General features: G+C 37.9%; 6 protein-coding genes. 1 reads left to right on the top strand and 5 read right to left on the bottom strand.

Annotated features, from left to right (window positions below; translation table 11 throughout):
* Window positions 1-60: 60 nt before the first annotated feature.
* The 5 genes from KTG12_RS18080 to KTG12_RS18100 all read right to left on the bottom strand — a co-directional run bounded on the left by KTG12_RS18080 (window position 61) and on the right by KTG12_RS18100 (window position 12667).
* A complete protein-coding gene (locus KTG12_RS18080; RefSeq protein WP_022321270.1) occupies window positions 61-1752 on the bottom strand; it encodes a RagB/SusD family nutrient uptake outer membrane protein in 1692 nt (563 codons plus the stop codon).
* A gap of 23 nt (window positions 1753-1775) precedes the next feature.
* Window positions 1776-4538 carry a SusC/RagA family TonB-linked outer membrane protein gene (locus tag KTG12_RS18085; protein WP_022321269.1) on the bottom strand — a complete coding sequence of 921 codons (2763 nt, stop codon included), beginning with the start codon at window positions 4536-4538 and terminating at the stop codon, window positions 1776-1778.
* Between the two features lie 37 nt (window positions 4539-4575).
* On the bottom strand, window positions 4576-6405 hold the full coding sequence (locus tag KTG12_RS18090; protein ID WP_005635431.1) for a RagB/SusD family nutrient uptake outer membrane protein: 1830 nt from the start codon (window positions 6403-6405) through the stop codon (window positions 4576-4578).
* Between the two features lie 11 nt (window positions 6406-6416).
* Window positions 6417-9545, bottom strand: a complete 3129-nt coding sequence (locus tag KTG12_RS18095) for a TonB-dependent receptor (RefSeq protein WP_022321267.1) — start codon at window positions 9543-9545, stop codon at window positions 6417-6419.
* Between the two features lie 854 nt (window positions 9546-10399).
* A complete protein-coding gene (locus KTG12_RS18100) occupies window positions 10400-12667 on the bottom strand; it encodes a cation:proton antiporter (RefSeq protein ID WP_005635442.1) in 2268 nt (755 codons plus the stop codon).
* A 453-nt stretch (window positions 12668-13120) separates the two neighbouring features.
* Here KTG12_RS18100 and KTG12_RS18105 point away from each other — a divergent pair, with 453 nt between their 5' ends.
* The gene (locus KTG12_RS18105; RefSeq protein ID WP_005635446.1) at window positions 13121-13552 is read left to right on the top strand and encodes a copper resistance protein NlpE; all 432 of its coding nucleotides are present in this window, start codon (window positions 13121-13123) and stop codon (window positions 13550-13552) included.
* The last annotated feature ends 831 nt before the right edge of the window (window positions 13553-14383 follow it).

A 14383-nucleotide genomic window follows, 5' to 3' on the forward strand; every position in this document is an offset into this window, starting at 1 on the left:
ATTTTTATAGTCAACGAAAAAAAGAAGGCGCATCGGGTATTACGACACACCTTCTACGGTTCACCATCCTGGATTTTGTTCCAATTCCGGATTAATATACCTCTCCGATTGTGGAATCGGATACAGATACATACAGTCTTTAAATATTCTTTTCTCTACCAAAACTTTTTTGTAACTGAATGAGCCATCTTCTTTTTTTGTAATGTCAACTCCATATATGTCTGTTGTCTGATCTGCAATCTTCCAACGGCGAATATCCCAAAAACGATGATCTTCAAATGAAAGTTCGACTCTACGTTCATTTCTTAACTTGGCTTTAAACTCATTTAAAGTCAGATTATTTGGAAATGGTGGCATGTCCACATGTACACGGCTTCTTACAATATCTACAGCTTCTTTAGCCGACATCGGATATCCATCTTTATAGTTAGGGTCTCCATATGCTTCAACCATAGCTTCCGCAAAATTTAACAAGATCTCGCTGTAACGCATAATATTCCATACATGTCGTTTGCTTGTCACGAATTCGCTTTTCAAACTGGTGCTTCCGTCTACATATTTTCTTAAGTAGTATCCTGTAACCGTTGCATTTTTTTGTGGCTTTCCACTTCTTCCTCCGTACCAACATTCTACTTGCTCATCATATACCCACCAAGCTCCGTTTTGGGCCACCAATTCATACATACGGGGATCCCTTCCTTCATATGGATTCTGTGAATCATAGCTTGGATCCATATGTTCATAGCCTGCATCAGGTGCAACCGGCAATCCACTTGCCTGCATTTCATACGATTCGACTAAGTTTTCTGTTGGGCAATGTCCCGTATTACCACCACCTTCGATACCTATAGGAAAGTTAACCCGTTCAAACCAGTTATCTTCCCGTTGCATTACTCCAAAAATAAGTTCATTATTATTAGAATAGTTATTATTCCAAAGACTCCATAAATCCGGTAACGGCATGTAACCGAAATCCCAAGCTTTTTCGATGACATCTGCAGCGGCACGTGCAGCAGACTTCCACTTGTCTATATTGCCGGACTTATTGAACAATGGACTTGCTGAATATAGTAAAGCTCTTGATTTCAAAGCCATTGCTGCGCCTCTTGTTGCACGCCCTGTTTCGCTTTTTATCAGTTCTTTGTAACTGATAGGTAAATGAGGAGCAATCGCGTCACATTCATCTACGATAAACTGAATAACCTCATCGAATGACGTCCTTTTTTGCATGTTGGCTTCTTCTTCAGAAAGCAAAGTCGTAATAAGAGGAATATCACCATAACGTTTAGCCAATTCAAAATAAAAATAGGCACGTAAGAATCTTGCCTCGTATGGATAATACTTGAACTGTGCCATGATATCCTCATAATCTTCGTTATGCTTCAATTCATCGAATTCCTGTCCTTCAACTTCTTGAAGAAACATATTCACAGCTCGTATCCCCCTAAAATAATTCCATCGATCATCCAAAGTATTAATAGTACTCCAGGCACCATTGTTGAAACTATGTACAGGTGACAGTTTGTCAACATAAACAGCTTCGTCACATGCTGCAGAACGTAATGCATCTCCACCAATCGTACCAAATGCGGCAGGAACATAAGAGTATATATTAGTTAGGAAATCCCGGGTATATTGGAAACTAGAGAATACTGCATCTTTTTCCAAGAAATCCGATTCATCATATTCCAGATAATTACAAGAACTGGTACAAAGAATCAATATGCTAAATATCAATAATTTATTTTTCATCTTTTTTATTTTTATGATAAACATTAGAATGCGAGATCAAAACCAAAATGCACAGAACGTTGCGCAGGGTAAGTAGACCAAATTACTTCCGGATCTGTTTCATTTACGTTGTCTATGGAAAAGAGGTCCATACCTTTAGCAAACAACTTGAATTCACGTAAGCGTAAAGGCTTTATACAACTTTCAGGCAACTTGTAATAAATTTCTGCTGAGCGTAGTTTTAAAAAAGAAATATTTTTCATGAATACGGAATTTCCACGATAGTTATTTGCACTTTCTGTCGTTGTAAGACGCGGGTATATAGCATCTGTATTGTCTTTTCCTGATCTCCAGCAATTTTCCAGATAATGTTCTGAAATAGTCTGATTATTCATTAGGGGAGCATAAAAGCAACTTAGGCTTCGTTGTATAGTATAATGGCCGGCACCTTGAAACTGAGCATTGATTCCTAATCCTTTATATTCGAAATCGAATCCCATTGAATAGAATAATTCTGGGCAGATCGTATTATATCCCATCGGTACCACATCCAATTCATCTATTCGATTATCACCATTCTGATCTTTATATTTCAAGTCTCCAGGATATACGGTTGAGAATGTTTGTATCGGACTATTATTAATATCTGCCTGATCTTTGAAGAACCCTATAGCTTCCAACCCGTAAAATTGTCCTAAACGTCTGCCTGTCGATTTCAAGTAATCGTAAGGTTTAAAAGCCTCGTTCATGTTTACAATCTTGTTTCTAGCGAATGCCAGTTGAGCATTGACATTAAAAAAGAAATCCTTCATCTGCTTGCCTACGTTCATACCGACTTCCACGCCATAATTATTAACAATGCCACTTGGAGAGTTGGAAGCCGTAGCTCCAAAGAAACCGGAAGTAATGTTGCCATCTGCAACCATAATATCATATCGATGATCGTAATAGCTTTCTACATTGAAGTCTATCAAGTCCAATATTCGTATATCAACTCCGATATTCGCTTTACTACTTTTTTCGAATGTCGCATTCAAACTTGGCAATTGTCCTTCCGCAATGCCTCCATTTGCAATGAAGTCATCACCGAAAACAAAACCTCCACCTCCTCCAAAAGGATATTTGTCCATATTTTTCCAAACGTCATCGCTCCCTGTTAATCCGTAAGAAAGCCGTAATTTAAGCAGGTCTAACCAATCGATATTGTTCAAAAAAGACTCTTTATTAAGTAGCCAAGCTCCGGAAATTGCAGGAAATACTCCCCAACGATTGGCTTTTGGTAAACGACTGGTCCCTGAAGCAGCGATACTAAAGTCCAAATAGTATTTGTTCAATAAGCCATAATGGCCTGAAGCGATGATGTCTTGATGCATATACGTATTATATTGACCGAGATAAACATTTTTATCCTGCTTATAACGAATAGAAGCGAACAAATTGCTTTGGGAAAAATCTTTCTGATAATTCAAAGCAAATTGAATATTGGAATGTCTGTTCTGATTGTTCAGCCAACTGTTGAATCCTAACTGTTTTTCCTCCTTTCCATATTGGGTGTTTACCGTATCGGTTGGAATACCGCTATTGTCTAAATGCGCAATATTGGACTCATACAAATATTGTTTTGAACGAGCATCCCATGTCTCTGAATAGGCATCAAAACCAATACGGAATTCTGCTGACAACCCTGGAGCCAAAGCTTCCAGATCTTGTGTCAATGTCAGATCCGCCAATAATGTACGGGCATGAGATGTGGTATATCCTGTCGATGATGACTCGGCAACCGGATTCTTCGGATACATGTTTGATCCCCCCCAAATACCGTTATGGCTCCTGACAGGATATGCATTAGCAGGCAAAGCATATAGGGTTTCCATGAGCACTCCATCTGAAATACTGCCAGGAGAATATTTTTCTTTCAGCTTACCAGACAAATTAACCTTTACCCGGGTAGACGATGTTATGTCTATATCCAAGTTTGTACGTACGTTGAGTATCGAATTGGCTAACTGAGTGGAATAGCTTCCTTGATCCGTATTCTTTAACAATCCTCTATCCGATATGAAATTAATCATCGAATAATATCTGATCCGGTTGGATCCTCCGCTTGCAGTGAAATTCACTTGATCTCGCTGCCCATGATCCCGTAACGTTTCATTAAACCAGTCTACATTAGGGAATAAGGTTGGATATTTTCCACTTCTATAAGCTTCAATTTCTTGTTGGGTATATCTGGGAGCCAGACCTTCGTTTGCCAAACCCTCATTAACCGCTTCGGCATAAGTGGCGGCATCAGCCATTTGGGGTAATCGTACAGGTGTAGTGACGCTATGCTGATAGGAAACATGAATGTCAGTTTTACCTTTTTTCCCTCGTTTGGTTTTCACCAAGATTACCCCGTTAGCTCCTCTAATTCCGTATGGAGCCAAAGCAGCAGCATCTTTGAGGATCGTTATTTCCTCAATTTCCTCCAGAACCAGTGAATTTATATCACGCTCCAAACCATCGACAAAAACAAGTATCGAATTGTTATTAAGCGAACCGATTCCTCGGATATTCATGCTTGGATATCCTTCTCCATCCCCATACTCTCCGTTTTGGCGGATAAACAATCCGTTGAGTTTCCCGTAGAGTGCATTGGCGGGATTAATATTCGAACGTTTCATCAATTCCTTCCCACTGACAGTAGAAGCAGAAATGGTCGTTTCATCAAATTGTAACATATCAGATCCTGTCGTTTTTTCTTGTGCCCAGACAGAAGCAATGCATAAAACAGGTAGTGATATGATGGTTATTAATTTATTCCTCATTTTATTATTCTGATTTTGTATTAATGACTGGTTAGCATCACCATCCCGGATTTTGAATCAATCCGTACGATTTGTTGATTTCATTACTGGGAAATGCACTTAAATACCATTTAGGGGAGAATTTCCCAGGATTTGCCCATTGTCTAAGTTCTCCATTTTCAGCCGGTTTGAATAATTTATATTCATACTTGAACTCGCTGGTTTCCGGATCCTTAGTAATAACAACTCGGTGTGGAGTTTTTTGGAAGATATCCACCCGCTTATAACGAATCATATCAAACCATCTGACTTCTTCATAAGCAAATTCGCAAACCCGTTCGTTCATCAGTGTTTCCAGAAAATCCTTTTTGTTCAATCCCGCTTTCAAATGACCGATATTAACGCGATCACGCAATTTATTGACACATTCATAAGCTAGTGCCATGTCCCCGTTTGTCTGGCAAATAGCTTCAGCATATCCCAAATACAACTCAGGTAATCTTAAATAAGGCCATTGAACCACTTTTCCGGATATCTCTGCAGGCCATTCAAACAAAGGACCGCCACCACCATCGAGGATGAATTTACGTGGGCGATAACCGGACATGAATGCTCCATATGATCCTTCAAAGTCTTGATAATGTTTACCTCCTACATATATTTCAGCAATACCTCCATAATATTTGTCTCCATTTACAACTACTGTTTCATATAAGCGGGGATCACGTTGTTCATACGGGTGTTTCGGATCATATAATTTACTTTCTGTGATAGGTAAACCATCTATCATTGGAAACATATCAACAAGTTCCTGTGTCCCACAGGCAGTACCGGCATCACCGGCTGTTTCATAATAGCTCCATCCCCAAGTCCAATAATCAGGTACGGTATAACCATAATGTGTAGCAATGATTGCTTCTCCTGTACCCCGATCAAGATAACCGGAACGAAACGCTTGTCTGGGATCCGATTTATAGACTAAACCATATTGTCCATTCTTATTCAATTCATCGAAAAATGCTTTATGAGCTGCCAATGCTTGTGTCCATAGTTCAGGTTTATAACTTCCAAACCACATCAAACGTTTATCCGCTGCTTCACCTGGCATATATGGTTCTGAACTGTTAAACAATGGGCTGGCAGCAAACAATAGGATACGTGCCTTTAGCCCCATTGCCGATGCTTTTGTTAATCGTCCTTCCCATTCTCGGTTTTCAGCAGCAGACATAGCCCAAGGCAATACATCTGCTGCCTCATCCAATAGATTTACAATAAAATCAAGCGTTTCCTGTACAGTACCTCTTTCTTTTTGCATATCTTCATTCGCTGTGTATGCATGGTCCACAATCGGTACCCCTCCATAATGGCGAAACAAATCACAATAGTGCATAGCGATAATAACTTTTGCTTCTGCTTTTAAACGCTGTTTTTCAGCCTCTTTCATATCAGGAACTCGGTCTACATTTTCAATAAACAACCATGCGCGACGAATGCCTAACCAACAAGGTCTTTGATAGTAGCTGTATTTGGATGAATAGCCATTATTTTCATAATCGGCAGAATAAGTGCCATTATAATGTATAGCAGCTCCTGATACACCATCAGTCCAAACATTGGAATAAACAAGGTCGGTCAGGCAATCCAGAGGATCTGAGCCCATCAGTTGATTACCTTGATTACCTAAGTTCAGACCATAATGCAATGTGGCATACGCACTCCAAAGGGCTGTCCGTGCATATTGCGCATTAGAATAAATTACATCGATATCGACATCATTGGAAGGAGCTTTTTCTAAGAAGTCATCTCCAAATTTTAAATCCTGACAAGACAGGAAAGAACCGATAAATCCTGCAAGGACAAATATATGTTTAATATTTATTCGTATCATATTCAACAATATCAAAAATTAAGATTAAGACCAATATTAAAAATCATCTGAAGAGGATATTGAAACTGTTTGTCGTCAGTTGCTTCCGGATCTGCTATTTTCAAATGATCAAATGTCAGTAAATTTTCGCCAGAAGCGTAAATACGCATATTTTTCAAATGAATCTTTTTCATCCACTCCCCCTTGAACGTATATCCGATTTGAACATTTTTCAGACGGATATAGGAAGCATCCTTTAGCCAAAGGGTTGAATTTCGAGTGTAATTATTCGCATTCGCTGCACCTGAAAAACGAGGTGTTTTAGCTGTTTCTGCGGTTTCCGGTGTCCAATGGTCATCAATCATATATTGTAACAGCCCGTAATTTCCACCGCCGAAAGGAACACGTAACCCAGCACTTATAAAGCGTGACACCTTTCCGCTACCTGCCCAAAGCATACTGAAGTCGAATCCTTTATATTCAAATCCAGCGGTGATGCCTGCAGTCAATTGCGGGTATATAGGATTACCAATGGGGCACTGATCATTGTCGTCAATTATATTATCACCATTCAAATCTTTATATTTGGCGTCCCCAGGCTTTAGGTCGAGCTTATGATCCGGAAGCTTCCCGGATTCAAGATCAGCTTCTGTTACAAAACCGTCAAAGATAAAACCGAAAGGTTGTCCAACGGATTGTCCTGTTTCATATAACCAAGGATACTTGTGTGGTATCTCATCCTTATAGACAATTTTATTTTTTGCATATGAGAGGTTTCCATTGATCCAGTATTTAAAGTCTCCTATGGAGTGATTCCATTTCAGAACCAACTCGAATCCTTTGTTATCAACTTTGCCAATATTAACAACAGGCATTGTTATAGCTATAAAATTCGGAGCTGTATTGCGTGTTGTAAGGATATCGTGACGTTTCTCGATGAAATAATCAAAAGATCCAGATAAATGCTCATCCAATATTGAAAAATCCAAACCGTAGTTTTGCTTTCCTGCTTTTTCCCAAGAGACAAGAGGATTCCCCATTTGTAACTCGGTTGCTCCGTCACGATTTCCAGAAACGTCCACTCCGAAATTGTAACTTGTTCCATAAGGATTGTAAGCATCAGGCAAATAGAAAAAGCGTGATTTAGTATTCATCAGGTCATTTCCGACTATTCCATATGATCCTCTAATTTTTAAGTAGTTTATAAAAGACTGATTTTTCATGAACTTTTCTTCAGAAAGAATCCAGCCGGCAGAAAAAGCTGGAAAAATTCCATATCGATGTCCTGGCGCAAAATTTTCCGAACCATTATAACCTACGTTAAAATCAACCATATAACGATTGTCAAAATTATAGGTAGCTCGTCCGACCAAACCTACATATCCGCGAGGAATACTAACATAGTCGAATTGAGCTGGATCTGGATATTGGTCACGCCACTGATTATACAAAATCAAAGCACCAACTTGATGTTTCCCAAATTTGCGATCATAGTTCAAACTACCTTCCAAATACCAATTTCGCCCACGATCAGTAGATTCCTCAAAATACAACTGGCTTTCTTCACGGAATTTTCGGAAGAATAATTCATTGGTTTCCGGATCTCTATGCGCAGTGTAATAGGGGATTTCTTTGTAACGGTTTTTCCTATGTGTATAGCCGCTATTATAAGAACCTTTTATATTAAGAGATAGCCCTTTAGTCAAAAAATCCAACTTTTGTTGCAAAGAAAGGTCCAAATTGATTTCGTTATAAATACGTTGGTTATATCCTTTCCCGAAAAAACATTCAAATGGATCGGCATTTTCCAAGGCTCCTTTGTCCCAACCGATGTTATCCGGACTTGTATGTATCCATTTACCATCATAAAGTCCGGCTCCTCCGAACGGAGTGACTCTTGTCAAGAATGTAAAAAGGTTGCTTTTAGTATTAGGTTCTTTAGTATCTTCAAGACGACCTCCTAAATTGATTTTTAATAGAGTGGAACGTGTCACATCGATGTCTAGATTTGCACGATAGTTATATCTGTTGTAAGTAAAATTAGAATTATATCCAGCATCGAAAGATCGAAACAGACCGTCTTGTGTCAAAATACCTACAGAAGTAAAATAACGTACACGGTCGGTTCCACCTGATATGCTCAAGTTATGCTGAGACTGAAAAGATGTTGGTTTTAGGATAAGTTCCATCCAGTCCATATCCGGATAAAGTAAAGGATCTGTATGATTTTTGAAAGCATCCAAGATCTTCTCGCCAAATACAGGACTGGCTCCATCGTTTGTCAGTTTCTCGTTAAATGCAACAGCGTAGTCATAACTGTTGGCATATTCATAAAGCCGGATCGGCTTTTGCAAACTGGCTGATGTCGATACAGATATTTGAGCTTTACCTTCTTCTCCTCGTTTCGTAGTTACTAAAATGACCCCATTTGCCCCACGAACACCAAATACGGCTGTTGCAGAAGCATCCTTCAGCACGGTTATATTTTCAATTTCGTTGGGATCAAGACGAAAAAAAGAGCGCTCGACACCATCGACCATAACTAATGGTGCAGCTCTTTTAGCATCAAGGGAACCTATACCACGTACGAATATAGCAGGATCATCAGCTCCAGGTTGACCGGAATATTGAATAGTTGATAATCCAGGAACTTTACCAGTCAATGCTTGTGCAATATTTGGAACAGGTGATTTCAAAATATCTTTAGTTCCAACGGAAGATACAGCCCCCGTGACTGTAATTTTCTTTTGTGTTCCATATCCAATAATCTGGACTTCGTCCAACATTTCGGAATTCTCATTTAAAGTGATGTTCAGATTGCGATTATTTTTAATCAAGACAATCTGATCCTCATATCCAATATATGAGAACTTGATTTTGATAGAAGTAGACGGCACGTTTAAAGTAAAGTTCCCATTACTGTCTGTCATGGTTCCGATGGTAGTCCCTTCTACAATAACATTGACTCCGGCCATTGGTTCTCCTGACTGGTCTCTGACATTTCCTTTCACAGAAATTGTTTGTTGTGATACATGAGACAAACCAGTTGTTTGTTTTTTAAATGAAGTTGGCATGCTCATTCTTTCCCCAGCCTGTATATTTTGGGCTGTGGCCATTCCGATTAGAATAAGCATAAGACTTCGTGATACAAGTTTTTCCATTTATAGATGTTTTATGGTAAAATTTTATGACAAAGTAACATGTTTTAGACATTATGAGAAGATGAAATTTTATTCAAATGTGTTCAAAATCTATTCATGATATTCCATTATATGGTTAAAATTCAAGATTCAGCTATTTCAGAACCATAAGTTTAACATTATTGATAGAGATATAAATATCTAAAATCCGTCTATTTTTAGAATAACTGTAATAAATCTCATCCGCTGTAAATGAGATGATCTCCATTTACAGCGTACTTATAGTTTAAACAAACGGTTTATGCTAAAGAACTGATGAATATTATACATAAATATTAGTAAGTCTGAATGAAAAGAAAGCAATATCTTTTTCCTCCTTTAGATTGTTTGAAAACTTTATTTTTCAATCTTTGAACTGTTAATTTGTAACTTGTTCGTTAAAAAGAAGATGTGCCTTAGTTTTGACACATCCCCTTGCTTTTTCTTTTGTTTTCAGTGATCCGTCTGGAATCTGAATGTTATTTATAACATGACTGATTATCAAATCGATTTTGAGTGTTGCCATTTCAATCCACTGATTCCACCTTGTGACAGTTTCCGCATTATACTTGCGGTCTAATCGACAATCCTGTTATCTTTATATGACAAGAAGAAAATATAAGATATTATTTGAATAGACGATATAACTTTATAGATGCTAAAGTCGTTGTCGCAACAGAAGAGGATATTGTTGTAACTCCAAAAGCATATGACGGCTTTTAACAACCATATGTAGGTCATAATACAGTCCGGGGATTATGCTTTGGTATCCTAAAAGAGGTAAACGTAATCCTTAATTTCTGCTTAATACTTATTTTGTACTTTGACTAACAAACTTAATTGGAACTTGAATCTTCGCTTAATTGGACAATTTGACGATATTCTCCGGCAACCCATACGCTATCGTTTTCCTCGAAAACTGTTTGGGATGAAAGATTCATTATCGGTCTCCCGTCCCGTTCGATACCCAAGATTAGACATGCGTTCTTTTCCCGAATGCCAGACTGTTGAATTGACTGACCGATCAACTGAGATCCCGGTTCAATATTGAATTGCTCTATTTTTATATTTTTATTGGTGCTTTGTGTCAACCGATCTCTATGTTCTTTTTCCTGTTTTTGCATTATTCCTTGGAAGATATCCAATTCTTCATCTGTTCCAACAATTATGATCTTGTCAAAAGGGTAAAGGCGTTCCTCACCTTTTGGTATATTGATTTGTTGTTCACCTCGAATGATAGAAACGACGTTTATTCCATATTGTTGGCGGAAGTTGACCTCTTTCAAACTCCGACCGACAAGGGAAGACGCTTGGTCAACAGTGAAATCAATCAAGTGCAAATCATTGAAAGGTAAAGATTCCAGAATTTTGTCGGTCAAAGGGCTTTCAATGTTTGATCCATTTGTTTTCCCGTTGAAATTATCAATAAATCTTTTTTCGATTGAGAGAGAACGCTTTTTCAGTTTTTTGGATAAGATAATCATTGCCAATATCAACAGGGTAACAATAAATCCGACACCGGATGCCACGTTTAATATATGAACTATAACCGGCATTAGGATACTTGCGCAAAGGAGTATCTTTATTGCTATCAGAGAAACCAATGGCCCCCGGTTATATTTGCTGTCATTCCATAATTTCTGAAATTCAGGAGAATGATTCTTTTTCATAATGATGGCCCAAAGGAAAGGCAATATAACAGCCAGAATAATAGATAAGCTCAATAAAGCCCCTTTGATTCCAGATATGTTTTCGCGAATAATCGGATTTATATAAGTGAAAAATAGGATGATGCTGAATATTGTCAATACTGTATATAGTATTACATCCAGTAACATAGATTTCAACAACTTATTCCATGTACTTTTATGTTTGACAGTGTTGGACCCGGAAGAATAGCGGTTCAACATTAGTTTTACAGATGAAGGCAAATGATTTTCGATCAATTGATAGGTCGGAATTGCCAAACGGATCATATAAGGAGTAAGAAATGTTGTAACAACCGATACAGCGACAATAACAGGATACAGATAATCGTCCGTTACTTTCAAGCTAACTCCCAATGAAGCAATAATGAACGCGAATTCACCTACTTGAGTCAGGGAGAATCCTGATTGCAGGGCTATCTTCAAAGATTGTCCGGACAAAAGGATGCCAAGGCTTCCGAAAAAGACTTGTCCGACGATTACCAATATGGTTAAGATACAGATTGGGATAAGGTATTCGATTAATAAGTCCGGTTGTATCATCATACCTACAGAGACAAAAAATATGGCAGCAAACAGATCTTTTACTGGTTTTACCAGCTTTTCTATCTTTTCGGCCTCAATAGTTTCCGCTAATAATGATCCCATGACGAAGGCTCCAAGTGCAGAGGAGAATCCAGCTTTAGTCGCAATCATAACCATACCCAGACAGAATCCTAATGCTATGATCAATAAGGTTTCGTCGTTAAGAAACGGTTTGACCTTTTTTAGAAAACTTGGAATAAGATAGATTCCGAGTAATGACCAAAATATAAGAAACGCTCCTAGCTTTAGAATGCTTTTCAACATTTCCATTCCTTCAACTTGCTGGCTGACTGCTAAAGTCGAAAGCAAGACCATCAGAACAACGGCAACTAAATCTTCGACAACTAAAACACCCAATACAACTCCGGTAAATTTTTGCCCTCGAAGTCCCATGTCATCAAATGCCTTGAATACAATTGCCGTGGATGACATAGAAAGCATACCCCCTAAAAATATGCTGCTTATATGTGAGAAGCCAAGTGCGTTTCCTGCTGCATAGCCTAGAAACATCATTCCGGAAACTATGGTTATAGATGCAATAACGGCTGTGCCTCCTACAGTCATCAACTTCTTGAAAGAGAATTCTAACCCCATGGCAAATAAAAGAAATATAACGCCTATGTCTGCCCATATTTTTATATTGGCAGGATCGGATACTGTTGGTATATAAGGTACGGCAGGTCCGGCAATAATACCGGCAACAATATACCCCAAAACGACAGGTTGTTTCAACCATTTAAAAACCAATGTAATTATTCCCGCAGCAATTAATATAACTGCCAGGTCGGAAATTAGAGGTGCAATTTCAGACATGTTATTTATTATTATGTGCTTGCAAATTTACATATTAACTTAAAACTTTGTTGGAACAAAATAAAATACTCTTGTTCTAAAATCATAATATAACGTAAGTTCGAAACAAGCATAAATATCGTCTGTTTCAAGCATTATTACAAGTAGTATGTCTGCAAACGTCTGAAGCACTTATTGTTACGGAGCGTTTGCTGGGTACGGAGACTTATGTCAAGTAGATGGCAGGTTTCTTGGCAGTCTACCCATTCCCCCCATTTTTTCATCGTACATTTTGCAGATAGGATTAAAAAATAATAATGCAATAAAGATATATGTATTATATTTGTGGCAATCAGTTAAACAGTATTTGAATGTATCCAAATACTGTTTAACTGATTCTATATTAGAGAAAAGTCGAAAAAATGAGATATGATACAGATATATTGATAATAACTAAAAAAGAAAGGATTTTTTATGAAAATGATTTTTTTATGGGCTATATTTGGGGTTGTCATGATCAGTTGTAATTCTTCTCAGAAGAATAATGCCCCAATTAAGAACCGCGAAATAAAAACAGAAAGCCAAGCCCATACTTCTAATTTATTTGGAACTTATGAGGGAACTCTTCCTGCAGCAGATTGTGAAGGCATAAAAACGATATTAGTTATAAATGAAGATAAAACCTATACCTTGAAGAGCGAATACATAGGGAGGGAAGATGCAACATTTGAAACTAGTGGTATATATCATATAATAGGGGATTCAATAATGGAATTAGTCACTCCTTCTTCAGGAGAAAAGACCTATTATAGAATGCTAAATAATAGACAAGTAATGCTGTCCGATAAAGAAGGAACCATTAGTCAAAGTCTTTTGGCTGAGCATTATATTTTAAATAAAAAATAACAGCCTATTCTCTTTGTTATTCTCTAAACAAGACGGAAAGTAAGACAAGAACTGCATTGGACAAATAGAATAAATGAAAAGTGAGAACAAATGCCCTGTTAATATGCTCTCTAATCTCAAGTGCAATCATTTCATGGGATGATTGTACTTGAGACGGGCGATTTCAAATGTGGTCCGTTTGTCCTTCAGCCTTTGTCGGATCGAGAATTTGCTTCTTATCCCTTTCATTTCTTCGGAAACGGTCTGGTCCAAAATCCTCGTGTATATTTTGTTGTCCTGATGTCTGTATGTCCGAGCATTTTCACAACAGATTCCATTGAAATCCTGTTGGCTAGCGCGACGGTGGCGAATGTATGTCTAGCCATAAAATGATGTTACAAAATTAATTTCGAACTATGTAAAAAAAGAAAAGGTCTTCAAGACTGAAGACCTTCTTTGGTGATCCGCCTGGGGTTCGAATCTTATTTATAAATCACTGATTATCAATCCAATTTAAGGTGTTGTCTTTTTAATCCTCCGATTCCACCTTGTGACAATTTCCGCATTATACTTGGGTCTAACCAACAATTCTGTTATCTTTGCTGGTAAAGATACGAATAATAATTGGGAATATTAAAGATTAATGTCACAAAGAAATCGGAAAGAACTGATAATTTTTCTTTCAGCAGTCTTGTTGTCTATCGGTTTGTATTGGTTAAAGAACTTTGATGAGAATGTTTTCCGATCCAAAAGGAAAAGAAGATTGATCCAGAAAACAACCTCAGGAGATTCAATATTCATTGAACAACTGATATCTTATTGGAAACTGGCGCCTATCTATTGGTTATTCAG

Source organism: Parabacteroides sp. MSK.9.14 (genome assembly GCF_019041495.1).
Taxonomy (GTDB): domain Bacteria; phylum Bacteroidota; class Bacteroidia; order Bacteroidales; family Tannerellaceae; genus Parabacteroides; species Parabacteroides merdae.

Bases quoted from the DNA above. Each gene is read 5' to 3' on its own strand.
- KTG12_RS18080 (WP_022321270.1), bottom strand. From the start codon at position 1,752: ATGAAAAATAAATTATTGATATTTAGCATATTGATTCTTTGTACCAGT.
- KTG12_RS18085 (WP_022321269.1), bottom strand. From the start codon at position 4,538: ATGAGGAATAAATTAATAACCATCATATCACTACCTGTTTTATGCATT.
- KTG12_RS18090 (WP_005635431.1), bottom strand. From the start codon at position 6,405: ATGATACGAATAAATATTAAACATATATTTGTCCTTGCAGGATTTATC.
- KTG12_RS18095 (WP_022321267.1), bottom strand. From the start codon at position 9,545: ATGGAAAAACTTGTATCACGAAGTCTTATGCTTATTCTAATCGGAATG.
- KTG12_RS18100 (WP_005635442.1), bottom strand. From the start codon at position 12,667: ATGTCTGAAATTGCACCTCTAATTTCCGACCTGGCAGTTATATTAATT.
- KTG12_RS18105 (WP_005635446.1), top strand. From the start codon at position 13,121: ATGAAAATGATTTTTTTATGGGCTATATTTGGGGTTGTCATGATCAGT.